19 protein-coding genes and 1 pseudogene are annotated in these 24079 nt (G+C 64.7%); 8 read left to right on the forward strand and 12 right to left on the reverse strand.

Going from position 1 to position 24079, the window contains the following annotated elements; translation table 11 throughout:
• Positions 1–427 precede the first annotated feature (427 nt).
• Entirely contained in the window at positions 428–1288 is an 861-nt protein-coding gene (locus tag AC1D34_RS01760; protein WP_476823341.1) for an efflux RND transporter periplasmic adaptor subunit, read from the forward strand.
• A gap of 417 nt (positions 1289–1705) precedes the next feature.
• Here the strand turns inward: AC1D34_RS01760 and AC1D34_RS01765 are convergent, their stop codons facing one another.
• Entirely contained in the window at positions 1706–2080 is a 375-nt protein-coding gene (locus AC1D34_RS01765) for a phasin family protein (RefSeq protein WP_476823342.1), read from the reverse strand.
• 239 nt (positions 2081–2319) lie between these two features.
• On the opposite strand from AC1D34_RS01765, the pseudogene groEL reads away from it, so the two are divergent.
• The 4 genes and pseudogenes from groEL to AC1D34_RS01785 form a co-directional block, all read left to right on the forward strand.
• A pseudogene (gene groEL, locus AC1D34_RS01770) lies at positions 2320–2547 on the forward strand (chaperonin GroEL); the annotation flags it as partial.
• Positions 2548–2736: 189 nt separating this feature from the next.
• Positions 2737–3651, forward strand: coding sequence for a phosphate/phosphite/phosphonate ABC transporter substrate-binding protein (gene phnD / locus AC1D34_RS01775; RefSeq protein WP_441489047.1), 915 nt, complete (start codon positions 2737–2739; stop codon positions 3649–3651).
• A gap of 183 nt (positions 3652–3834) precedes the next feature.
• Complete coding sequence (locus AC1D34_RS01780; RefSeq protein ID WP_476823343.1) at positions 3835–4221, forward strand: DoxX family protein; 387 nt, start codon at positions 3835–3837, stop codon at positions 4219–4221.
• A 130-nt stretch (positions 4222–4351) separates the two neighbouring features.
• Positions 4352–6451, forward strand: coding sequence for an ABC transporter ATP-binding protein/permease (locus AC1D34_RS01785; protein ID WP_476823344.1), 2100 nt, complete (start codon positions 4352–4354; stop codon positions 6449–6451).
• Positions 6452–6556: 105 nt separating this feature from the next.
• Here the strand turns inward: AC1D34_RS01785 and AC1D34_RS01790 are convergent, their stop codons facing one another.
• From AC1D34_RS01790 to AC1D34_RS01825, 8 genes are all read right to left on the reverse strand, one after another.
• The gene (locus AC1D34_RS01790) at positions 6557–7039 is read right to left on the reverse strand and encodes an META domain-containing protein (protein WP_441489044.1); all 483 of its coding nucleotides are present in this window, start codon (positions 7037–7039) and stop codon (positions 6557–6559) included.
• Between the two features lie 195 nt (positions 7040–7234).
• Positions 7235–8209, reverse strand: a complete 975-nt coding sequence (gene hisG / locus AC1D34_RS01795) for an ATP phosphoribosyltransferase (protein ID WP_476823345.1) — start codon at positions 8207–8209, stop codon at positions 7235–7237.
• Positions 8206–9318, reverse strand: a complete 1113-nt coding sequence (locus tag AC1D34_RS01800) for an ATP phosphoribosyltransferase regulatory subunit (RefSeq protein WP_441489042.1) — start codon at positions 9316–9318, stop codon at positions 8206–8208. The genes hisG and AC1D34_RS01800 overlap by 4 nt, the downstream gene beginning before the upstream one ends.
• Positions 9319–9523: 205 nt before the next feature.
• Positions 9524–11047 (reverse strand): histidine--tRNA ligase, encoded by a 1524-nt coding sequence (hisS, locus tag AC1D34_RS01805; RefSeq protein WP_476823346.1) that lies wholly within the window; start codon positions 11045–11047, stop codon positions 9524–9526.
• 119 nt (positions 11048–11166) lie between these two features.
• Positions 11167–12555 carry a glycolate oxidase subunit GlcF gene (gene glcF / locus AC1D34_RS01810; protein ID WP_476768517.1) on the reverse strand — a complete coding sequence of 463 codons (1389 nt, stop codon included), beginning with the start codon at positions 12553–12555 and terminating at the stop codon, positions 11167–11169.
• A gap of 3 nt (positions 12556–12558) precedes the next feature.
• Positions 12559–13113, reverse strand: a complete 555-nt coding sequence (locus tag AC1D34_RS01815) for a DUF2585 domain-containing protein (protein ID WP_476823352.1) — start codon at positions 13111–13113, stop codon at positions 12559–12561.
• A 92-nt stretch (positions 13114–13205) separates the two neighbouring features.
• Positions 13206–14393, reverse strand: coding sequence for a glycolate oxidase subunit GlcE (gene glcE, locus AC1D34_RS01820; RefSeq protein ID WP_476823347.1), 1188 nt, complete (start codon positions 14391–14393; stop codon positions 13206–13208).
• Complete coding sequence (locus AC1D34_RS01825) at positions 14390–15826, reverse strand: FAD-linked oxidase C-terminal domain-containing protein (RefSeq protein WP_476823348.1); 1437 nt, start codon at positions 15824–15826, stop codon at positions 14390–14392. The genes glcE and AC1D34_RS01825 overlap by 4 nt, the downstream gene beginning before the upstream one ends.
• Positions 15827–15962: 136 nt before the next feature.
• On the opposite strand from AC1D34_RS01825, the gene AC1D34_RS01830 reads away from it, so the two are divergent.
• Positions 15963–16868, forward strand: coding sequence for a LysR family transcriptional regulator (locus AC1D34_RS01830; RefSeq protein WP_441506546.1), 906 nt, complete (start codon positions 15963–15965; stop codon positions 16866–16868).
• 100 nt (positions 16869–16968) lie between these two features.
• Positions 16969–17904 (forward strand): SMP-30/gluconolactonase/LRE family protein, encoded by a 936-nt coding sequence (locus tag AC1D34_RS01835; RefSeq protein ID WP_441489036.1) that lies wholly within the window; start codon positions 16969–16971, stop codon positions 17902–17904.
• Between the two features lie 7 nt (positions 17905–17911).
• On the opposite strand, the gene AC1D34_RS01840 is transcribed toward AC1D34_RS01835, so the two are convergent.
• The 3 genes from AC1D34_RS01840 to mscL form a co-directional block, all read right to left on the reverse strand.
• Positions 17912–18976, reverse strand: coding sequence for an AbrB family transcriptional regulator (locus AC1D34_RS01840; RefSeq protein ID WP_441489035.1), 1065 nt, complete (start codon positions 18974–18976; stop codon positions 17912–17914).
• 119 nt (positions 18977–19095) lie between these two features.
• Positions 19096–20286, reverse strand: a complete 1191-nt coding sequence (locus AC1D34_RS01845) for a pyridoxal phosphate-dependent aminotransferase (RefSeq protein WP_476823349.1) — start codon at positions 20284–20286, stop codon at positions 19096–19098.
• Positions 20287–20407: 121 nt separating this feature from the next.
• Complete coding sequence (gene mscL, locus AC1D34_RS01850; protein ID WP_476823350.1) at positions 20408–20827, reverse strand: large conductance mechanosensitive channel protein MscL; 420 nt, start codon at positions 20825–20827, stop codon at positions 20408–20410.
• 328 nt (positions 20828–21155) lie between these two features.
• Here mscL and AC1D34_RS01855 point away from each other — a divergent pair.
• Positions 21156–24079: sensor histidine kinase (locus AC1D34_RS01855; protein ID WP_476823351.1), on the forward strand; the 2924-nt coding region annotated here is incomplete at its 3' end.

Consider the following 24079-nt stretch of genomic DNA (forward strand, 5'->3'; position numbering starts at 1 on the left):
CATGCTCAACCGCTTATCATTGAGTTAGCGCAAACGCTTGTCATTGATTTAGCGCAAACGCTTGTCACTCGGCCGGTTCCGGTCGATCGGAAAGCGCGCGGATGGCCGCGCGGTATCGGAACAGCGATGGGAGGGAGGGGCCGCCAGCGCCGCTTGATCAAGCAATTGCGAATACCTGTGAACCGCTGGCCCCGCCGCCCACCTCACCAAATTCGATGAATGTGYTACCGAAGAGGATATCGGCCGTGCTGCTTGCTGACGGCAAAAAAAGTGATCAGTGTTGGATTCTTGTGGTTGGTTCCCTAAGCGATAGGATGCTTGTCAAAGATCGTCGGCATAACGATCGCTCCGAACCCCTTATTCGGTTCGCGTGCGATCAAGAGACCAGGCGCTTGCGGCAGCCACGCGCGGACGGCATGGGGGAGTGATGCGACGTCATTTGATATTAGCCTTCGGCTGCTTGGGTGCGGCGTGCGGATCGTTGGCATCGCTTAGTCAGAGCGCCATTGCTTCAGATGAATCGAGTGCGTGCCTTCTCAGACCAAAGAAAACGATTCAACTCGGCAGCTCGGTGTTTGGCGTCATCGACGCCATGTTTATTGACCGCGGCACTTTGGTTAGGACGGGCGACGTCGTTGCCAAGTTAAACACCAGGGTGGAGGAGGCTCAGGTCGAACTTGACCGGCACCGCGCACAGAACGCGATGCCGATCGAGTCCGCGCAGATCAACTTGGCATGGAATGAACGTGAGCTTGCTCGAAAGAAAAAGCTTCGCGAAAACATGTGGTCCAAAATAAACGATGTCGACGAATTCGAGACAAAGATCGCGCAGGACCTCCTGTCCATACGCAAGGGCACGTTCGATCAAAAAAGCGCTCAACTGGAGTTACTGCGCTCGGAAGCTCAGCTGCAATTAAAGATGATCAAGAGCCMGGTCGACGGCGTTGTGACTGACATAAAACTCAATCCCGGAGAATTCGTCCGCGATACGACGCCCATAATGACAATTGCCGAAATTGGCATCTTACATGCCGACATCTTCGTTCCTGCTGAATACTATACGCGCCTCAAATCCGGAATGTCGCTGGATCTCTCGCTCGATGCCCCGCTGAATCAGACCGTCGCAGCGGAAATCGACGTAGTCGACCCAGTGATCGACGCTGCGAGCGACACCTTCCGCATTAGGCTCGTTGTCGACAATTCTGCCAATCGCCTACTTGCCGGCGTTCGCTGCAACGTCAGACTGCCGAATCGCGACGAGGCCGCCAAGGGATCGATCATCCGCTAGACTGATCCGCCGCCGGCGGAACCTTCCTGGAACGACGGCGTATCGAAGCCGCTTTGCGGGCTGCCTGCCCTACCCGCGCGCGATCCCTGTTCGCTGTGTGCCCGTCGACGTGACGCTGTTATATTATAGCATCGGACGATTAATTGGACGCATATCCGGCGTAGCTGAAGAGGTTTCGGCATTCTGCAGGGATGACGAGATCGCAGATGTTGCCGACGGCGCGCCAGAGTGCGTCGAATGTTCTTGCTGCGGCCTTTCGCAGATCGTGACCCGACCTCAAGTGGTACCGCAAAATGAAAAGAGGCTCCGGTCAAACCGAAGAGCCTCCAATCGGTTTCCATAGAGCCTGCCGCAGCCGGGCTTCCTACGTAACTCTACTCACTGGGAGCGCGGCCGCCTTGCGGCGGCTGGCCGAAATCAGGCGGCCTGCTTCGTAGCGGCAGCGACCGCAGCGGCGGCGGCCGGAGCGGCCTTCGCGACGATGCCTTCGACCGGCTTGTAGGCGTCCTTAGCGAGAGCGGCGTAGAGCTCGCCCATCTTTGTAAGTTGAGCGACCGCGCCCTCAAATGAGGTCTTGACGTACTCGGCCTGGATCTCGAGAGCCTTGTCGAAGGTCTTCACGCCAGCGAGCTTCTCGATCACGGCGGTGCCGGCCTCGAAGGACTTCTTGGCATAGTCGGTGGCCTCGACGGTAATGGTCTGCACGCCCTTGGAGGTGGCGACGAAAGCCTTCAAAGCTGCGTCGACGTTATCTTTGGAAGCCTTCTGAAGGGTCTCGAACTTCTGGATCATGGTCTTCTCCCGTGCACCTTATATTAGGTGGCGCTTTAGTGATGGGCCGGAACGGCCGGACGTGTCGCCCCAAGATCGTGTGAAAGAGACCACCACCGGGGACTGGTCGCCGTATTTTGCATCGCAACATTAATGTCAAGAGTATGTTGCATTGCGGCAAACGTCGGCCGTCCCGATCGCGACAGGCCGGCCGACACTATTGGGGTCAGAACAAGAATTATTCTCACCGACACGCTAGAGAGTCGAAGGACTACGTCTACGGCTACAATGCCCAGACCGGCGAGTATGGCGATCTGGTCAAGGCCGGCATCATCGACTCGACCAAGGTCGTGCGCACGGCGATTCAGGACGCGCTTTCGGTCGCCGGCCTGCTGATCACCACCGAGGCGATGATCGCCGGGCTGCCCAAGAAGGACGCCATGCCGGCTATGCCGGGCGGCGGCGGCATGGGCGGTATGGACTACTGATCGAAGTCYATCGCTTCAYGCGAATACGACGGAGGCCCGGCGCAAGCCGGGCCTTTTTCATGTCTGCCAGCCCCTGGCTCGGCCTCGGTGCGCGACAGCGGCCCGACGCGTCACGCAACCGCCATCCCGCCGTAATCGCGCCGTCGCGTCCCGCTGAGCAAATGACGCTCACTGTTTCAGGGGCCAGATATGCTCACACGTCGCACCATGATTGCCGGCCTTGGCGCCCTCACCTGCCTTCCCGCGCTGGCCCAGAGCGACTGGCGCCAGAGCATCAAGGAAATCCGCTTCGGCGTCTCGTCGGCAGAACATGAGGCGGGCGCGATCGCCCGCAACCAGCCAGTGATCGACTATCTCACAGGCAAGCTCGGCGTTCCCGTGAAACTCTATCGGGTCAGCGACTATGCCGGCCTCGTCGAGGCACTGCGGGCCGACCAGCTCGAGTTCGCCCGCTTCGGGCCCGCGGTCTACTCGCTTGGCCGGCGTGTCCTCGGCGACAAGCTGCAGCCTCTGTTCCGCGACATCGATAACAACGGCCAGGAAGGCTATTACTCGGTCATCGTCGTTCGTGCCGACAGCCCCTACAAGTCGGTTGCGGATCTGAAGGGCAAGAACTTCGCCTTCGCCGATCCGAACTCGACGTCGGGCTTCGCCTTCCCGTCCTATTTCCTGCGCAAACAGGGCTTTGATCCGCAGAACCATTTCGGCGGCACCGTCTTCTCCGGCGGCCACGACAACTCAGTCCTGGCGCTGGTGCGCGGCCAGTTCGACGGGGTGGCGACCTATCAGGTCAACGAGACCTCCGGCGTCGTCCAGCGCCTCACCGCGCGCAACATGATTCCGGCAGGCGCGACACGCGTGATCTGGACCTCGCCCCTGATCCCCTCCAGCCCGTTCTCGACACGGGCCAACCTGCCCCAGGGACTGAAGGATGCCTTCGTCGCTGCGATGATGGCGATGAAGGCGGAGGCACCCGAGGTCTGGAAGGTCTACACCGACGGTCAGGTTTCCGCTTACGCCCCGGCGAAGCACGAGGACTATCTCGATGTCATCGCGGTGACGGAGGAGCTTGAAGCCCGGCGCAAGCAGAAGCCCGCAGGCTGAGCGGCGATCTGCCGCCGCAAGGCGGCACGACAGGCGTTTTCAACAATGAAGTCGCCGATGGAAGCCGGGAATTGGTTCCGCGGGCCGCACCGGCTCTTGCATCGACTTTGGTTGTAAGCCCTATTCCCGCAAGCTGCGGCATTCCGCCGCGCTCTGTGGCACTCTCTTGCGAAAGTCTGCTCCATGCTGAACTCGCCCGCCCTTGCCGACGGCGCCAAGCTCGTCGGCCGCATCCTGCTTGCCCTGATGTTCGTGCTCGCTGGCTACTCCAAGATCAGCGGCTATGCCGGTACACAGCAGTACATGGCCTCGGCTGGCGTGCCCGCCATTCTGCTGCCTCTCGTGATCGCGGTCGAGCTTCTGGGCGGCCTGATGGTCGTTCTCGGCTGGAAGACGCGTCTTGCAGCACTTGCCCTTGCCGGTTTCACGCTGGCTGCGACGCTGCTGTTCCACCTGAACTGGGCCCAGCCGATGCAGCAGCTCCTCTTCATGAAGAACCTCTCCGTCGTCGGCGGCCTCATTGTGCTGTTCGCCGCGGGGCCCGGCCGGCTGTCGCTCGATCGCGGCTGACGTCGCATCACAAATCGCTGAAATCGACACGCCCGGCCTTGAGCCGGGCTTTTTTGTCTGATCCGGTCGGCTAGAAGATATTATCCGCATGCGCCGACGCTGGCGCGAGTTCCCCGGTAAGGAAGACCTGATGCGTCTTTTGAGTTTCTTTGTCGCTGCTCTCGCCGCCATCGCGCTCGTGGCGGGGCAGCAGAGCGGCAGCGGCGGCATCCTCGGTATGGGCGCCGTGGGTGTGCTGCTCGCACTCGCCACCTATCGCTCGACCGAGACCAGCTTCTTCCTGAAGATCTTTTCCGGGATTTTCGGTGTTGAGTACGTCGTCTTCGGGGCCGGCTCGGTGCTCGCGCAGCTTGGCTACTGGCCTGCCGATTGGGCCGCGATCGCTCCCCCTGCCAGCCTCGCCACGACAGTCGCCGTCTTCGGCATCCTGATCTATGCGATCTCCTTCATTCCGATGATCCAGCGCATCTCGCGCCTGGCATCGCCCTATTTTTCCTCGACCGAGACGACGACGGCGTACCTTTGGCCGTTCGGCACCTATCAGATCCAGCTCGGGCGCCTCGGCGTCATCCTGCTGATCTTTCTGGTAATCCTGAATCAAGCGCAGGTCGGCATCTCGCTTCGTCTCAGCTTCTTCAATCGCGATTTCTACAACGCGATCCAGGAGAAGGATGCGCCGTCATTCTGGTATCAGCTGATCTATGTCTTCAGCGTCTGGGCCGCCATCTCGGTGGTCTCGAACCTGATCGAGATGTTCGCCAACTACACGCTGCTGATCCGCTGGCGGCGCTGGATGGCGGAAAAATACAGCAAGAGCTGGCTCGGCAACGCCACTCATTACCGGATCTCGCTGGCGGGCACTGCCGACAACCCTGACCAGCGTATCGCGGAAGATACCCGCGCCTTCGTCAATCAGACCTACAACTTCGCCCTGCCGCTGCTGTCGCAGATTTCGACACTCGTCTCGTTCTCGATCATCCTCTGGTCGATTCCCGTTCCGATCACCATTCCGGGCACCGAGATCATCATCCCGGGCTTCCTGCTGTGGATGGCGCTGATCTACGCGATCGCGGCGACCTGGATCACGCATCTCATCGGCAAGCCCCTGATCGGGCTCGAATTCGAGCAGGAACGCCGGGAGGCGAACTTCCGCTTCTCGCTGGCGCGTCTGCGTGAATATTCCGAGCAGATCGCGCTGATGCGCGGCGAAGCCTCCGAACAGCGGCATCTGAGCCAGCGCTTCGGCGACATCGTCTCGAACTTCTATCGACTGGTCTGGAGCCGGGTGAAGCTGACCAGCTTCACCCTGTCCTATAATCAGGCGAATGTGGTCGTGCCCTATGTGCTGCTCGCACCGCATTACTTCACGGGCATCATCACGCTCGGCATCATGACGCAGGTTGCCTCGGCCTTCGATCGTGTCCAGACGGCGATGTCGTTCTTCATCAACAGCTATCAGGCCATCGCCTCCTATCTGGCCTCGATCAACCGCCTGACCACTTTCGAGGCGGCGATCGGGCAGGCGCAAGCCGCCACGGCCGGCGAGAAGGGCATCCACCAGACCGAACTCCCCGGGAACGAGGTCCATATCGACGGCGCGACACTGACGCTGCCGAACGGCACGCCGATCGTGCGGATCGACGGGCTCGATCTCGGCACTGCGCGCTCGACACTGGTGATCGGACCGTCAGGATCGGGAAAATCGACGCTGTTCCGCGCCATAGCCGGCATCTGGCCCTTCGGGGAAGGCAAGGTCGGGGTTCCCGCCAGTGCGCGGATCATGCTGCTGCCGCAGCGCCCCTACCTGCCGCAGGGGACCTTGCGCGCGGCCATGTCCTACCCGGCGCTCGACGACACCTATACCGATGCCGACATCGCGACGGCGATGACCCAGGTCAAGCTCGCCCACCTGATCGACCGGCTCGACGATGTCGACCTCTGGGCACAGCGCTTGTCAGGCGGTGAGCAGCAGCGCCTCGCCGTCGCGCGCGCCTTGCTGGCCAAGCCCGACTGGCTCTTCCTTGACGAGGCCACCGCCTCGCTCGACGAGAAGCTGGAAGGAGAGATCTACGACCTCATCGACCGGACACTGCCGCAGACGAAGATTGTCTCGATTGGGCATCGCTCGACATTGCGGGAGATGCACGACGAAATCGTCGTCATGCAGCCGAACGCGGATGGAACGCACAGTCCCCGCGCGATGGTTCGTGAGCCAGTCGTTCAGTCGTGAGTCAATGAGCGCCCGTAGCCGGGCGCTCGTCTGCCTTTCCCGCATCACGCTTCGTGTCGGGAAAGGCGGATCGTCAGGAGAACTGAAGCCGGCGGCTGACCGTCGTCAGATGCCGCGGTCGAAGCGCAACTCGCCCGAGGCGGTCTTGATCACCAGCCTGCCCTCGACGAGGTCCCAGTTGCGAGCTCCGCGCAAGGCGACCAGATAGGCCCGCTCGAATTCGGCAGCGCCCTTGTCGCAGGAGCGCTTGGTGATGGCCATGGGGCCGACCGCGATCCCCTGCTGGCGCAGCGGGTATGCCGCAGCGGAAAACGTGTTGCAGCCGCTGTAACCGGTGCCACGCAGGTTCGAGTCGATCTGCAGTGTGGCCTTGCGATCGGCGATCGACTTGCCGTTCATCGAAATCGCCGTCCAGGAGGCGCCCAGGGGGAAGGTTTTTTCCTGTTTCGGCGCTGCAGGCGCCTGCTCCGGCTGGTTCTGCATATCACGCGGCGACATCGCCTTTCGCTGGGCGGAAGCCGGCGACGCGATCAGCAGGGGTGCGAGGCTCAGGGCGAAGACAGCGGCGTAGCCAAGGCGTCGATTCATCATTTCTCTACCTATGCGGGGCCGGGACGATAGCCCACGCCCCGCTCTCATGGAAACGCCTAGAACCGTATCGCGTTGGGATCAACTGCGATCATTGCGACAACGTTGCTTTGCCGAGTGGCAGCGCCAGCAACGTCACGCGGCATCGCGTCGGAAATGGGGCCGGCTTCAGCCCAAGGCGGCGCCAGATGTCGCTCAGATTCGCGCCAGCAGGCGCTCCAGCAGGGGATTGGCCTTGCGGAAGACATAGGCTGGGGCGTTGACGGTGATCTCGTCAGCGCCGGAGCCGGCCAGATCGTCGACCAGTGCGAAGACCGCCTTCTCCGGGCAATGGATGGCCAGGATACCGCTCTCGGCATGCGCACCGAAGGGCAGCCGAGCGCCATGTCGCACCACCATCTCCTCGATGGCCGCAGGCTTCGCATCGGTGAGCCGCGCGCGGATCTCCCGGACGGAACGCCCCTCCTCCTCGGCCGCGATGCGCGAGAGAATGGCATTGGCGGCGGCACGTGCGCGCGGGCTCCACGGCGCCCGCACCGAGGCGACGAGGTTGGCCTCGGAGGCCAGCATGACGCCATCGTCCAGAATCTTCAGGGCGTTGGCGGCCAGCGTCGCGCCGGTCGTGGTGATGTCGACGATGATTTCCGCGGAACCGGCCGCTGGCGCCCCTTCCGTCGCGCCCAGGCTTTCGACGATGCGGTAGTCGCCAAGCCCGTGCTCGGCGAAGAAGCGGCGTGTCAGGTTCACATATTTGGTGGCGACGCGCAGTTTGCGGCCATGGCGTGCGCGCATATGGCTCGCGACATCGTCGAGATCGGCCATGCAGCGGACATCGATCCAGGCCTGCGGCACGGCGACCACGACATTGGCGTGGCCGAAGCCGAGCGGCGTCAGCATCTCGACGGCGGCATCGGCATCGGCCACCTGCTCGCGCACGAGGTCCTCGCCCGTGATCCCGAGATGGGCCGCGCCGGAGGCCAGTTGCGAGACGATCTCCGAGGCCGAGAGGAACGCGACTTCCGCGCCATCCAATCCCGCGATCGTGCCGCGATAGTCGCGCGAGCCACGCGACTGCACGAATTTCAGTCCGGCACGGCCGAAAAAGGCAGTGGCGTTTTCCTGGAGCCGCCCCTTGGAGGGGACCGCGAGAACCAGCGGAGCGTCGCTCATGATGTTTGTCCCGTCAGCCGGTCGAGCCAAAGCGAGGCGCCGACTGCCGGGGCCGGCTGAGGCGCACCGAGGCGACCGAGCACGTTGTCGTAGCGGCCACCTCCGGCAACGGGCCGGCCGTCGCTGCGGCCCAGGTCATGCAGCTCGAAGATGAAGCCGGTGTAATAATCGAGATTGCGGGCGAAGCCGGTCGAGAAGGAGATCTGGCCGACATCGACACCGCGCGCCGCAAGGAAGCCGGTGCGCTCGTCGAAGGCGTCGAGTTGCTGCCCCAGGTCGAGCGAAGCCTGGTCGGAAAGGGCCCGCAATGCGGCCGACGCCGCATCGGGATCACCCGTGACGGCAAGTGCCTGGCCGAGCACGGCCTTCACATCCTCATTGACCGGGTTCTCGCGCTCAGCGGCACGGGCCAGGAAGCGTTCGGCGATATCGCCGGCGGAGCGGCCTCCGACCGTCGAGATCCCCGCGATCGACAATACATCCTCGACAAAGGCCTTGGCCGCCTTGGGATCCTGCCCCTCCAGCGCCTTGAGCAGTCCCGCATGAGCCGTTTCGCCAGTGGCTGCCGGTGGATCGAGCGCCTCGACCGCCTCGGCCGCCTTGCCCTGCACGACCGCGCGCATCAGCCGGCGGCGCGCCCCCTGCGGCACGGCCAGACCATCGAGCAATGCGCCGAGCAGTGCGACGTCGCCCATCAGAACACGCGGCTGCGTCAAGCCAAGCGCCGCCGCCGCCTCGATCGTCAGTGCCATGATCTCGGCATCGGCTGCGGCAAAATCCTCGCGGCCAAAGGACTCGAGCCCGGCCTGTGCGAATTCACCCGGCTCACGCGAGCGCATGCGGAAGACCGGGCCGGCATAGGCATAGGCCATCGGCGCACTCACGCCCGCCGCGATGTGATCCAGCGCCACCGGAATCGTATATTCCGGGCGAAGGCACCAATCGCGGCCATCGGCGTCCTGCGTCATGAAGATGCGCCGGCGGATATCTTCGCCTGAGAGATCGAGAAAGACATCGGCCGGCTGCAGAATCGCCGGCTCGGCGCGCTGATAGCCCTCAGCGGCGAGGAGCGCGATCACGGTGTCGATGCTGGCGCGTGTGGCGGACAAGGGCAGCTTCCTGTTGCGCGGCTGTCCTAGCAGCCGCGTCATGGATTTTCGATGGTTTTTAGGGAATTGGGTTAGCGGGATTTGGCGACCGACTCGTTGCCGACGGTTTCCGTCATGGTCGGGCTAGTCCCGACCATCCACGTCTTTGCCTACGATGAACGCTCAAGACGTGGATGCTCGCCACAAGGGCGAGCATGACTTTCAATCAGCCGTGTCGCTTCAGCACCCGCTTCACCCCCTCGACCAGCTCGGTCACCGGCACGGCGAACTGGGCCTCGGCCTGCCTCGCTTTGTGCTCGGCCGAATCCTTGACGTCGCGGCTGGCGGCGGCGAGTTCCGCGCCGAGGATCAGGTCCTTGATCACGATCGTGCCGGCCTCGCGCTCGGAGGAGCCCTGGATCACCGCACAGACCGCGCCGCGCTTATCGGCATATTTCATCTGGGCGTTGAAGCCGGAGCCGCCGAGATAGAGATCGGCACGCAGCAAGGGCTTGCCGTCCCCGTCCCGGGCCTGGCGGAGCTGAGACACGAATGCCTGATAGGCCGGCATATGCTCGGGCGTCTTGTTGTCCATGGCGGTGACGACGACGAGCGGCAGTTCGTTCTTCGTGTCGACCAATGGCGACTTCACCGCCTTCAGTGCCGAATAGAGCCGCGAGACGCCGATCGAGAAACCCGTCGCCGGCACCGGTTCCGGCCGGAAGCGGCCGACCAGCCCGTCATAACGTCCGCCGCCGGCGACCGAGCCAAAGCGCACGACCTGGCCGTCGTCATTGGTGACCGGGAAGGTCAGCTCCACCTCGTAGACCGGGCCGGTGTAATATTCGAGGCCGCGCACCACGGAAGGATCGATGACGACGCGGTCGGCATAGCCAGCCGCTGCGATCAGATCCGCCATCATGCGCAGTTCCTCGGCCCCTTCATGGCCAACGGGCGTCGACGCGAAGCCATCTGCGAGACGCTGCGCGGTCGCGGCATTGTCCGCAGCCCTGGCATCAAGAATGGACAGGACGCGCGTGGCCTGTTCGGCGCCCAGCCCCGCACCCTTCGTAAAATCGCCGCTCTCGTCCTTGCGCCCGTCACCCAGCAGCAGCCGCACGCCGTCGGGGCCKAACTTGTCGAGCTTGTCGATCGCGCGCAGCACGGTCAGCCGGCGCCCGGCATTCTCCTCGCCGCCAAGCCCGATCGCCTCCATCACGCCATCGAGCACCTTTCGGTTGTTGACCTTGACGACATAGTCGCCGCGCTTGATGCCGAGACGCTCCATCGTGTCGGCGGCGAGCATGCAGATCTCTGCATCGGCCGCGACCGAGCCCGAACCGACGATATCGGCATCGAACTGCATGAACTGACGGAAGCGCCCGGGCCCCGGCTTTTCGTTACGGAACACGTAACCAGCGCGATAGCTGCGATAAGGTTTTGGCAGCGCATCGAAATTCTCGGCGACATAGCGCGCGAGCGGCGCCGTCAGGTCGTAGCGCAGCGAGAGCCACTGCTCATCATCGTCCTGGAAGGAGAAGACGCCCTCGTTCGGCCGGTCCTGGTCCGGCAGGAATTTTCCGAGCGCATCGGTATATTCGACGAAGGGTGTCTCGACCGGGTCGAAGCCATAAAGCGAAAAGCTCTCGCGAATGACGGACAGCATGCGCTCGGTCGCCGCCACATCGGCAGGACCACGGTCGATGAAACCACGCGGCTGGCGGGCTTTCAGCTTGTCGGGTTTCGACATGGTTCAGGCTTCACTTCTTGAACGAGATGCGGAACAGCCCGCAGGATAGGGTCCCGCGTTCGGTAACTTGACCGGGCAACGGGGGCAAGCACGCTTGCCCCTCCCCGAGCGGGAAGCGCCTATTCGGCCGCGAACAGCATGTCCTTCTGCTGACGTGGATCACCGAGGGGGGCATCCTTGATCCCCGCCCTTGCCAGCTTCTCCGGCAGCGGCCCGCCGGTGGCCCAGTCGAGCAGCTCGGCGGTATGGACGACCGGCGTCGTCGCACCGCGGTCGGCAAAGCCCTTCGCCAGCTGTGTCATGCAGCCGATATTGCCGGTGGCGACGATCTGCGGCTTCGTCTTCTCGATATGGCCGATCTTGCGTTCGCGCAGCTGCCCCGCGATCTCGGGTTGGAGGATATTGTAGACACCGGCCGAGCCGCAGCAGATATGGCCCTCCGGCACCTCCTTCACCTTGAAGCCGGCTCCGCTCAGAAGGCGCTTCGGCCCGTCCTTGAGCTGCTGCCCGTGCTGCATCGAGCAGGCCGAGTGATAGGTCACCGGCAGCGCGACCTCACGGACATGGCGCAGCTCGAGCGTCTCGAGGAACTCGGTGACATCCTTCGCGAGGCTCGAAATCGTCGCCGCCTTCTCCGCATAGGCCGGCTCGTTGCGGAACATGAAGCCGTAATCCTTGATCGTGGTGCCGCAGCCTGAGGCGGTGATCAAGATGGCATCCAGCCCCTCGCCGTCGACCTCGGCCATCCAGGCGTCGATGTTGCGCCGGGCAAAGACGTGACTGTCCTGTTCGCGCCCCATGTGATGGACGAGCGCGCCGCAGCAGCCCTCGCCCTTCGACAGCACGACCTCGACGCCATGGCGCGTCAAAAGGCGGATCGTCGCTTCGTTGATGGCGGGGTCGAGCACCGGCTGGGCGCAGCCTGAAAGCAGCGCCACGCGCTTGCGGCGCACGGCCGTGACGGGGAAAACCTGCGGCCCCTCCATGGTCGAGCGCGCCGGCAGGCGTGCAGGCGCCAGCGCCAGCATCGCCTTCAGCCGCCCGCCGACCTGCGGCAGCAGGCCGAGAAGGCTCCCGAACGGCTTGCCGAGCATCGCCGCCAGCATCGCGGCGCGGAACCGACCGGGATAGGGCAGGATCGCAGCGAGCACCCGGCGCAACGCCTCGTCATGCCAGGAACGCTGATAGGTCTCCTCGATATGGGCCCGGGCATGATCGACAAGGTGCATGTAATGCACGCCGGAAGGGCACGTCGTCATGCAGGAGAGGCAGGAGAGGCAGCGGTCGACATGCTTCACCACCTGCTCGGTCGCCGGCTTGCCGTTCTCCAGCATGTCCTTGATCAGGTAGATTCGCCCGCGCGGGGAATCGAGTTCGTCGCCCAGCAGCAGATAGGTCGGGCAGGTTGCCGTGCAGAACCCGCAATGCACGCAGGTGCGCAGGATCTTCTCCGACGCCGGCAGGCGCGGATCGGAGGCCAGATGTTCGGGCGTGAAGTTGGTCTGCATCGCTCAGGCCCCTCCCTGCCAGATTTTGATCCAGTCGGCGGGGTAGATCAGCATGATGATATTCAGGGTCAGGTTGTCACGGATGAGGTAGCCGACCACCAGCTCCATGCCGAGCGCAAGCGAAATGGTGAGCCAGACGGGCAGGACACGGGCGAGAAGGAAGCCGACGATCATCGCCGCGATATCGGAGACCGAATTGATGATGCTGTCGCCGGTATAGCCGAGCGAGATCGTCATTTCCCGGTAGCGATCGATGATCGCCGGGCTGTTCTCGGCAATTTCCCAGGCGTTCTCGATCAGGATCGCCAGAAGAAGCGCMTGCCCGAACGAGATCGGCAGGCCGGTCAGCCGGCGCACCGACCAGAACAGGCCATAGAAGAGGAAGCCATGGATGATGTGGGAGAAGGTGTACCAGTCGGCAATATGCTGGGAGTTCTCCGACGAATTGACGTCGCCGTGCCACGGCTTGACAAAGCCGCATTTGCAGATCGGCTCGCGGCCCATGACAAACAGGATCAAGGCGGCTGCGGCAATCATCAGAGCCGCGACGAGGGCAATCGTGCCCGGCTTGAACCGCCCCGGCGCCCAGGCTTGGCGGCGCCCCCCTTCAGTGCGGATCTCACGCGCGGCGGCTATCTGGTCGAACACCATCAAATCCCCGCATACATTCGGCCAGGCTCGAAGATTCCGGCCGGGTCGAAGCTGTTCTTGATTCCGGCCGTGACCCGCATCAGCGGCTCGGCCAGTGGTTCGAAGACCGGTACAACAGCGCGAACCGCGTGGGGTGCGCGCACCAGGGTCGCGTGACCCCCAAGCGACCTGATCGCAGCACGGATCGCGGCGGCTCCAGCGTCCTCGTCAGGCGGCACGGCGAGCCAGACCAGGCCGCCGCCCCAGTCATAGAACCAGCGCGCTTGCGGCAAGGCTTGCATGATCGCCGCCGTAGCACGCGGGGCCCTCGTCGGAGCAAGCGAGAGCCGCCAGACGGCTTCATGGCTGCCGGCGAAGAACCTCGCATCCCGTACGGAATGCCACAGCTCCTGCGAGGCGGCCCCCTCGATCAGTTCGGGCCTGCCGTACTGGCTCAGCAATTCGCCCAGCGCATCGGCGCGATAGGCGATCGAGCTCGCGAAATTCTCCAGCCTGAGCAGCGTGCGGGCCTGGTCGGCTCCGATGCCGGCCGGCAGATGCGCCGCCGCCATCGGTTCGAAGGGCGAGCCGAGCGCGGCCGAAAGCAGAGCGACCGCCGCCTCGTCGGCAAGGCCGGGCCAGGCCAGCGTGGCCACGCATTCCGGCGCCGGCAATACGCGGAAGGTGACTTCGGTCAGGAAGCCAAGCGTGCCGTGGGCACCGCTCACCAGCTTGACCAGATCGAGCCCGGTGACGTTCTTCATGACCCGGCCGCCGGACTTGATCGCCTCGCCCCGGCCGTTGATCAGCCGGATGCCGATCAGCGAGTCGCGGGCTGCACCAGCGTTGATCCGGCGCGGACCGGAGATATTTCCGGCTGCGACGGCACCGATCGTCGGCTCGCCCTCCGTGCCCAGCAATGCGCGATGATCCATCGGCTCGAAGGGCAGCATCTGGCCGCGGTCGGCCAGCGTCCTCTGGATCTCCGCCAGCGCCGTGCCGGCCCTGGCGCCAATCACCATCTCGGACGGCTCGTAGAGCGTGATGCCAGTCAGACCAGCGCTGGAGATGGTGCTCACGACCTGGGTCGGGCGCCCCAAACCGGTCCGCGTACCGCCGCCGCGAATGGTCACAGGCGTGCCGTTGGCAGCGACGGAGGCAACGACGGCGCAGGCCTGGGCTTCCGTGGTGGGGGTGTGAATGGTCACGCGGCGACCCTGCCATCGAGCGGAAAGACCTTGGCCGGATTCAGCAGCCACTCGCTGTCGAAGACCGCCCGCACCCGCATCTGCTGGTTGAGATCGGCTTCGTTGAACTGCACGCGCATCAGATCGCGCTTCTCGATGCCGACGCCGTGTTCGCCGGTGAGGCAACCGCCCACCTCGACGCAGAGCTTGAGGATGTCGTTTCCGGCATCCTCGGCTTTGCGCGCCTCGACGGGGTCGTTGCAGTTATAGAGGATCAGCGGGTGGAGATTGCCGTCGCCCGCATGGAAGACATTGGCGACGCGCAGTCCATAGCCTTTGACGATCTCTGCCATGCGCTGCAGCACAAACGGCAGTTGCCCGGTCGGGATCGTACCGTCCATGCAGATGTAATCGGCGATCCGGCCCGTCGCACCGAAGGCCGATTTGCGGCCCTTCCAGATCGCGGCGGTCTCCATCGCCGACTTGCTTTCCTTGACCGTCTTGACGCCATGCTCGCGCGCGATCGCGACGATGCGCGCAAGCTGGGCGTCCATTTCCGCGTCCGAGCCCTCGACCTCGATGATCAGCAGCGCCTCGACATCCATCGGGTAGCCGGCCTTGGCGAAGGCTTCGCAGATCTCGATCGCCGGCTTGTCCATGAACTCCATGGCGACGGGGATGATGCCGGCGCCGATGATGGCCGCCACCGCAGCCCCTGCCTGCTCGCTGCTCGGGAAGCCGAACAGCACCGGGCGCGCGCCCTCGGCCGAGCGCAGGATTCGCACCGYCGCTTCGGTGACGATGCCGAGCTGGCCTTCCGAGCCGACGATCAAGCCGAGCAGGTCAAGACCGGGGGCATCTAGATGGGTGCCGCCGATCTCGACGATCGAGCCATCGAGCATCACCAGGGTCACGCCCAGCACATTGTTGGTGGTGACGCCGTATTTCAGGCAATGCGCACCGCCGGAATTCATGCCGATATTGCCGCCGATCGAGCAGGCAAGCTGGGAGGACGGGTCGGGCGCATAGAAAAAGCCCTCGGACATCACAGCCCCGGTGACGGCGAGATTGGTGACGCCGGCCTGCACCCTGGCGGCGCGGTTGGCATAGTCGATCTCGAGGATGCGATTCATCTTCGAGACACCGATGACGACGGCATCCTCCTGCGGGATCGCGCCACCGGCAAGCGAGGTGCCAGCCCCCCGCGGGACGACGGGAACGCCCTGCTCGCCGCAATAGCGCAGCACCGCCGCGACCTCCTGCGTCGTCGAGGGCAGCACGACCGCCAGCGGCATGCGGCGATAGGCGGTGAGCGCATCGGTCTCATAGGGCCTGCGCTCGTCATCGGAGGTGATCAGGGCCTCGCGCGCCACCAGTCCGGCAAGCCCGGCGATGATCGCATCGCGGCGCGCCAGGATGTCCGCGCGCGGCGCGGGAAAGGCAATGGCGCTCATGGTCTCCTCCTCCGGATGTCAGCTCTCGCGATATCACCCACACCCGGTTTCATACAAACAGGTTAGACCAATTCGAACCCGCTTGCAGCGCGACCAAAAGCCATGATTATTTCCAAAATGGAAAAGGTGGGCGAGCATGGACCGGTTCGGCGATCTGGATGTCTTCGCGCATGTGGTGACGGCCAAGAGCATGTCCGCCGCGGGGCGCGAATTGAAACTCTCGCCGGCGGTGATCTCGAAGCGCATCCGCCGGCTCGAGGAGCGCCTTGGCGTGCGGCTGCTGCAGCGCACCACGCGGCAGTTATCGCTGACCGAAGCGGGACAGGGCTTCTATGAGCGCGTGGTCTCGATCCTGTCCTCGATCGAGGATGCCGAGGCCTGGGTCGCAAGCGGCGCGGGCCAAGCGCGCGGGACCTTGCGCGTCTCCGCTCCCACCTCCTTCGGCCGGTTGCATATCGCGCCGCATCTGAAGCCCTTTCTCGACGCCAACCCGATGGTGACCGTCGACCTGATCCTGAGCGATTCCTTCGTCGACATCATCGCGGAAGGATTCGACCTCGCGGTGCGGATCGCCGACCTTCAGGATTCGAGCCTCGTCGCCAAGCGGCTCGCGCCCAATCATCGCGTGCTCTGTGCCGCGCCGGACTATGTCGCCACTCGCGGAATACCGGCCAGCATCGAGGAGCTCTCTCACCACACGCTGATTGCCCATAACGCCGACCAGTGGCGGCTGGACGGACCGTCCGGTCCGGTCGGCGTGCGCGTCAACGGGCCGCTTCGGACCAATTCCAGCGAGGTCGTGCGCGAGGCGCTGCTCGCCGGCGTCGGCATCGCATTGCGCTCGACCTGGGATGTCGGGCCGGAACTGAAGACCGGGCAGCTCGTCAGGGTCCTGCCGGATTACTCGGTCGGCAAGCGTGTCGCCGTCTACGCGGTCTATCCCAGCCGCCGGCACATGGAGCAGAAGGTGCGCGTCTTCGTCGATTATCTCGCGGAGCTCTATGGCGCGACGCCGTACTGGGATGCGGGGCTTGATCTATGATGCGGCTCCCGCCCGCCCGTCATGGGGCATCTGCGCAGCGCCGGATTGCCCGGACACGTGGCTTGCTCGATCTTCGACACATCACTGGAGAAACCCGTTCATGTTCGGCTTGATCGAAGGCACCGGCGTCGAGGTTCTGGACCCGCGCTTCCACCGGGTCGTGCCGGGCTCGGCGCGGGTCGAGAGGCTGTGGACCGGAGCCCGCTGGTCCGAGGGGCCGGCCTGGTTTCCAGCCCATCGCAGCCTGGTCTGGTCCGACATCCCGAACAACCGCATGCTGCGCTATGACGAGATGAACGGCCAGGTCGGCATCTTCCGCCAGCCGGCACGGAACTCGAACGGCAATACCGTGGATCCGCAGGGCCGGCTCGTCACCTGCGAGCATGGCGGGCGGCAGGTGACCCGGACGGAGCATGACGGCTCGATTACCGTGCTTGCCGACAACTGGCAGGGCAAGCGGCTGAACTCCCCCAATGACGTCGTGGTGAAGTCCGACGGCTCGATCTGGTTCACCGACCCGGATTACGGCATCGGCAGCGACTATGAGGGCGACAAGGCGGATGGCGAGATCGGCCACTGCAACGTCTACCGCATCGATCCGGTCAGCGGCGCGCTCTCGATCGTCGCCGACGACTTCGTCAAGCCGAACGGCCTCGCCTTCTCGCTGGACGAGAGCGAGCTCTATATCGCCGATACGGGGGCGAGCCATGACCCGGATGGGCCGCGCCACATCCGCAAATGCGCCGTGACGGGGGACGGCGCGTCGCTGGGCCGCTCGGAGATCTTCGCAACCTGCTCGGCCGGCCTGTTCGACGGCTTCCGGCTCGATGCCACCGGCCGCATCTGGACCAGCGCGGCGGACGGCGTGCATGTCTATCACCCCGACGGCACCTTGATCGGCAAGGTGCTGATTCCCGAGATCGTCGCCAATGTCTGCTGGGGCGGCGCGAAGCTGAACCGCCTTTTCATCTGCGGCACGACATCACTCTACTCAGTGATGACCCACGCCAACGGGGCGACCTGGCCGAAGCGCTGAACCGCGCTCAACTCTGCGGCGGCTCCGACTTCATCCGGACCACCAGCAACGGCATGGCGAGGCCGAGCAGCATGAAGCGCGCAAGATGGTGCGCGCCGACATAGAGCGGATCGAGCCCCATGGCGAAGGCAAGCATCGCCATCGCCTCCAGCCCTCCCGGCGCAAAAGCGGCCATTGCGCTGGCATAGGGCACGCCCGCAAGCCAGGCGGCCGGCCAGGCGAAGGCGAAGGCGACCACCATCGAGACGAAGAAGCCGCCAATGGCGAGCGGGAACAGCCCGGCGATTTCGCCGCGCTTGAGGTTGGAGACGCGCCCGCCCATCGCCGCGCCCAGCATGACCATCACCACGGTCGCGATCTCGGGCGGGAGCGTGCCATGGACCACTCCGGTGCCATGCAGCACGGCACTGGCCATGGTTGCGCCCAGGATGAAGGGCGCGGTGACGCCGATGCGCTCGAAGACGAGCCCGGTGACCAGGGCCACACCAAGAACCAGCGCCATATCCGGCGCGCTGGCGACGATCACCGCCGGCATCTGACCGACGCTGCCATCGCTCAAGGCCCGCATCAGACTGGGCAGGATCGCGACCAGGACAAGGATGCGGAAGAGCTGGATCACCGCGATGCGGCCAAGATTGGCCCCCTTGGCATGGGCAACGGCGATGACCGCCGAGAGCGCGCCAGGCGCGGCGGCCAGCAGGGAATCAATCCAGGACCAGCGCGCGACGTAACGCAGATAGGCGCCGGTGGTGAGCATGATGGCCGCGAGCGCGACGAACAGGACCGCCAGCGAACCGGGATAGCGCGCCGTTGCCGCAAGCGCCTCGGGCGTCGCGGAGGAGCCGATCAGCACCCCCGACATCAGCATGGTCGCATCGAACCAGGGCTTGCGCAGATCGGGCAGGCGCTTGGCGACGCCGACGATCGAGACGATCAGCATCGAACCCGAGAGCCAGGCGGCCGGCACGTCGAACAGCGCGAAAATGGCGCCGCCGAGGGCGGCGCAGGCAATCACGGCCGCTTCACGCGACAATGTCTTGAGCCTGTAGGGGATGTAAGCCGGGCCGGTCATGTCACTCGGAGCAAGCGCCGAGGAGACACGACGCAGGGCCGATCAATGAACGCGGCGCGCAATCCGGTCAAACAAGGAGATGCTATCGCCGCGCAAGGCTGGGCTGCGCCCAGCGGGGCCTATGACGTCAGCGCCCTTTGCAGCCGCGCCACCGCCTCGACGAGGTCAGAGGATTTGCGCGCGAAGCAAAGCCGCAGGCCCGTCTCGCCTCCGGGGCCGAAAGCGGTGCCCGGCGCCAGGCCGACATTGGCCTCATCGACCAGTTCGATCGCCAGCGCGCGCGAATCCTCGCGGCCGTCGACACTGAAGAACTGGTAGAAGGCGCCATCCGGCGCGGTCAGCGAAACCCGGTTCGTCGCCTTCAGGCCTTCGAAGATGATCTTCCGGCCTTCGGTCGCACGCGCGATCTGCTCGGCGACGAAGGGCTCGCCCTCGGTGAGAGCGGCGATCGCGGCGCGCTGGACGAAGACCGGCGACCCCGAGGTCGAATACTGGATCAGGTTCTCGACCACCTGGCCGAAGGCGGCCGGCACCTCGATCCAGCCGATGCGCCAACCCGTCATGGCCCAGTTCTTCGAGAAGGTCTGGACGAAGAGGACGCGATCCTCCGCCTCCATCACGTCGTGGAAGGAGGCTGCGCGCGGCGCCCCGCCATAGACGAAGCGGCCATAGATCTCGTCGGCGATGATCCAGATACCGTGCTTGCGAGCCAGGGCAAGCAGCGCGGCCATCTCGTCCTTGGTCGCGGTCCAGCCGGTCGGGTTCGCCGGGGAGTTGATGACGAGCGCGCGCGTCTTCGGCGTGATCGCCGCGGCGAGCTTGTCGAGATCGAGCGTGAAGCGGCCGTGCTCCAGATCCATCGGCACGCAGACGGCCTTGGCTCCCGCCACGCCGATGGCCGCAGCGAAATTGGGCCAGGCCGGCGTCGGAATCACGAGTTCATCGCCAGGTCCGGCAATCATCCTGACGGCGATCTGAACGGACTGCATGCCCGAGCCCGTGACGAAGAAGCGGTCGGCGGAAAGCGGCTGACCGTAGAGCGCCGTGTGGTAACGCGCGAGCGCCTCGCGCAGCTCCGGAATACCGCGCTGCCAGGTGTAGAAGGTCTCGCCATCAGCCAACGACTTGTTGGCGGCACGGACGATGAAATCGGGCGTCGAGAGATCGCCCTCGCCGACCCAGAGTGGGATCAGGCCAGGCTTCAGCCGGCCGTGATTGACCACCTCGACGATGCCGCTTTCGGGTGCATTACGGGCCTCCGGCCTCAACTCGGCAATCAGGCTGGCGCCCGGCAGCGTGCTCGTCGTCATCGGCTTCGACCTCGCAAGTTCAATGCCTCACCTTTAGCCGAAGCGGCGAGCGGGAGGCATGAAATCGCGAGATCGGGTTGATCGCTCGCGGTGATGAATTGCCCGCGAGCGGTGAGCGAAATCAGGCGTTCTTCTGCTTCAGCAGATCGCGGATTTCGCCGAGCAGCACAACGTCCTGCGGCGGGGCCGCCGGCTCGGCCGGAGCGGCCTTCTGGTCCCGCTTCACCCGGTTGATGCCCTTCACGACCAGGAACAAGGCAACGGCGATGATCAGGAAATTGATGGCTGCAGTGACGAAGCTGCCATAGGCGAACACGGCGCCCTGCTTCCTGGCCTMGGACAGGATCGGGCTGGTGACCGCGCTATTGAGGCCGAAGAAGTAATTGGAGAAATCGAGACCGCCCAGCGCGCCGAAGATCGGCATGATGATGTCGCTGACGAGAGAGTCGACGATCCTGCCAAAGGCCGCGCCGATGACCACGCCGATGGCGAGGTCCATGACGTTGCCCTTCATTGCAAATTCTTTGAATTCCTTCAGCATTGCCCTGCCCCTTCACCTCGGGATGATCGGCTTCACGCCTACCGGACGGCGTGCACGGATGTCGCAGGCTAATTGAGAGTTGCAGCGGTTAGAAGCCCGTCACGGCGCCGACCTTTCGTCGGTGCACAGTCTTGGCCGGGGTTGAACGGACGATAGCACGCTGCCGCAGCGCAACGGCTGGGCAATAGCAGCCCGCGCCCAGCGGGAAATCTCCGGTCCAAGGCCTCGCGAGATCAACAGCTTAGGCGGTGCCTCGGCCGAAAGCCGCATCGCGCTGGGCGCGCACATGCACTAGGCTGCGCTGCTGCCGCTCTGGCATGGAGGCAAGATGATCCCGGCCTGGTCCGTCGTTCTGGTCGCGCTCGGCTATCTCTGCGTGCTGTTCGCCATCGCGCACGCTGCCGATACCTTCGGCCGCAAGCTGATGGGCGGGCCGGCGCGCACGACGATCTATGCGCTGGCGCTCGGCGTCTACTGCACCTCCTGGACCTTCTACGGCTCCGTCGGCTTCGCCAATCGCGCCGGTTTCGATTTCCTCGGCATCTATGTCGGGCCGATCCTGGTCATCGGCTTCGGCTATCGCTTCGTCACGCGCATCGTCGAGATCGCCAAGTCGCAGAACATCACCTCGATCGCGGATTTCGTCGGCGCGCGCTACGGCAAGAGCGAGCGGGTGGCTGCTCTCGTCTGTCTCGTCGCCGTGATCGGCGCACTGCCCTACATCGCCTTGCAGCTCAAGGCCGTCGCGAATTCGCTCTCGGTGTTCCTGACCGCAACCGGTGGCCAGGCGCTGACGCCGGATGTCCCGGTCCTCAGCGACCTCGCCTTCCTCGTCGCCATGGTGCTCGCCGGCTTCGCCTGTGCCTTCGGCACACGCCATATCGATGCAACCGAGCACCAGGACGGGCTGGTGCTGGCGATTGCGGCCGAGTCGCTGGTCAAGCTCGTGGCGTTTCTCGCGCTCGGGATCTTCGTCGCCTATGGCCTGTTCGATGGCTTCGGAGACCTCCTCGCCCGGGCGGCGAAGATGCCGGACGGGGCGCCTCCGATCTGGGAGCGGACCTCGAGCTGGCCGACCTTCCTGACGCTGACGCTGCTCTCGTCCTTCGCCGCGCTGCTGCTGGCGCGGCAATTTCACATGACGATCGTCGAGAACCGGGACCCGGGCGACGTCCGCCGCGCCGCCTGGATGTTTCCCCTCTATCTCGTCCTGATCAATCTCTTCGTGCTGCCGCTGGCGGCGGCGGGCGAATTGCTGATGCCGGGAAGCGGCATCGATCGCGACATGACCGTGCTGTTGCTGCCGCTGGAGCGGGGTGCAGGCTGGCTCGCGCTGTTCGTCTTCATCGGCGGGCTCTCCGCCGCGACCGCGATGGTGATCGTCGCCTCGGTCGCGCTCGCCATCATGATCTCGAACCATCTCGTCATGCCGCTGCTGGTGCGCGGCCGTGGCCTGCTGAGCGACCCGGACCGGGCCATCCCGAGATCGCTGCGTTCCGGCCCGACCGGCGGCGACCTCGGTTCGCAGGTCGTGATCATCCGGCGCTTCGCCATCCTCGCCGTGATCCTGATGGGCTACGCCTATTACCGTGCGGCAGGTGAAGCGGCGCTGGTCTCGATCGGGCTCCTGTCCTTTGCGGCAACCGCACAGATCGCGCCGGCATTCTTCGGCGGATTGCTCTGGCGGCGCGGCACCGCGCTCGGCGCCGTCGCAGGCTTGACGGCGGGCACGCTGACCTGGGCCTACACGCTGCTGGTCCCCAGCCTCGCATACCCCACCAGCGTCTGGAGCGAGATCGTGGCCAAGGGGCCGCTGGGCATCACCTCATTGCGGCCGGAAGCCCTGCTCGGCCTCGATCTGCCGGCCCTGCCGCACGGCGTGCTGTGGAGCCTCGGCCTCAACCTTCTCTGTTATGTCGGCTTCTCCCTGCTGCGACCGGCCAATGCCATGGAGCGCCTGCAGGCCAACTCCTTCGTCACCTCCGACCGCGCAACGATGGCCCAGTCCTTCTCGCTCTGGCGGTCCAGCGTCACGGAGGCCGAGCTGCAATCGACCATCGGTCGCTATCTCGGCCAGGAGCGGACGCAGCGCGCATTCGAGGGCTTCTCCATCGGGCGTGGCGAGGTTGCCAGCAGCAGCAATCGCGAGGCCGACATCCACATGCTGCGCTTCGGCGAGCATCTGCTCTCGTCGGCCATCGGCGCGGCATCCTCACGGCTTGTGCTCTCCCTGCTGCTGCGCCGCCGGAACCTGTCGACGGAAGCCGCCTTCAAGCTGCTCGATGATGCTTCGGCAGCCCTGCAATATAATCGCGACATTCTGCAGCACGGGCTCGACCATGCCGGCCAGGGCATTACCGTGCTCGACCGGGACCTGCGGCTGCTCGCCTGGAACCAGGCCTTCATAGAGCTCTATGACCTGCCGCAGTCGCTGGTGCGGTTCGGCACCGGGCTCGACGAGWTCGTCCGTTTCAATGCTGCCCGCGGCGCCTATGGCGATGGCGAGCAGGATGAGTTGATGGCCGCGCGGCTCGAGAGCTTTGTCAATGACCGCGAGCCAGTCCGGCTCAAGCTCTTTCCCTCGACCAAGGTCATCGAGATCCGCTCCAATCCGCTTCCCGATGGCGGCCTGGTGACGACCTATACCGACATCACCGAGACCGTCGCCGCGCATGAAGAGCTCGAGCGGACCAATGAAAGTCTCGAGCGACGCGTCGCCGAACGCACCGAGGAAATTCTCCACGTCAACGCCGAGCTTCAGCGCGCCAAGGCCGAAGCCGAGGAGGCGAATGCGTCCAAGACGCGCTTCTTGGCCGCCGCCAGCCACGACCTGCTGCAACCCCTCAATGCCGCGAGGCTCTATGCGACGGCACTGGTCGAGCGTGACCGGATCGCCACCAGCCCCGAACTCGCCGAGAATATCGATGCGTCGCTGGACGCGGTCGAGGAAATCCTGACGGCACTGCTGGAGATCTCGCGTCTCGACGGAGGCGCACTCAAGCCGGAACTGACCAGTTTCAGGCTCGACGAACTGATGCGCCAACTCCAGCGCGAATTTGAGCCCAGCGCTCAGGAACGAGGCCTGCAACTGGTGTTTTCGCCCAGTTCCGTCGCCCTGCGCTCGGACCGGCGCCTGCTGCGCCGGCTGCTGCAGAACCTGATATCGAACGCGATCAAATACACGCCGAACGGCAAGGTCCTGGTCGGCTGCCGCCGCCGCGGCAATCAGGTTTCGATCGAGGTGCTCGATAC

Source organism: Allobosea sp. P1_A7 (assembly GCF_056406775.1).

Coding starts and splice junctions, on each gene's coding strand:
- AC1D34_RS01835 (WP_441489036.1), top strand. CDS start 16,969: ATGTTCGGCTTGATCGAAGGCACCGGCGTCGAGGTTCTGGACCCGCGC.
- phnD (WP_441489047.1), top strand. CDS start 2,737: ATGCTCACACGTCGCACCATGATTGCCGGCCTTGGCGCCCTCACCTGC.
- AC1D34_RS01790 (WP_441489044.1), bottom strand. CDS start 7,039: ATGAATCGACGCCTTGGCTACGCCGCTGTCTTCGCCCTGAGCCTCGCA.
- AC1D34_RS01830 (WP_441506546.1), top strand. CDS start 15,963: ATGGACCGGTTCGGCGATCTGGATGTCTTCGCGCATGTGGTGACGGCC.
- hisG (WP_476823345.1), bottom strand. CDS start 8,209: ATGAGCGACGCTCCGCTGGTTCTCGCGGTCCCCTCCAAGGGGCGGCTC.
- AC1D34_RS01785 (WP_476823344.1), top strand. CDS start 4,352: ATGCGTCTTTTGAGTTTCTTTGTCGCTGCTCTCGCCGCCATCGCGCTC.
- AC1D34_RS01845 (WP_476823349.1), bottom strand. CDS start 20,286: ATGACGACGAGCACGCTGCCGGGCGCCAGCCTGATTGCCGAGTTGAGG.
- AC1D34_RS01765 (WP_476823342.1), bottom strand. CDS start 2,080: ATGATCCAGAAGTTCGAGACCCTTCAGAAGGCTTCCAAAGATAACGTC.
- AC1D34_RS01780 (WP_476823343.1), top strand. CDS start 3,835: ATGCTGAACTCGCCCGCCCTTGCCGACGGCGCCAAGCTCGTCGGCCGC.
- AC1D34_RS01840 (WP_441489035.1), bottom strand. CDS start 18,976: ATGACCGGCCCGGCTTACATCCCCTACAGGCTCAAGACATTGTCGCGT.
- glcF (WP_476768517.1), bottom strand. CDS start 12,555: ATGCAGACCAACTTCACGCCCGAACATCTGGCCTCCGATCCGCGCCTG.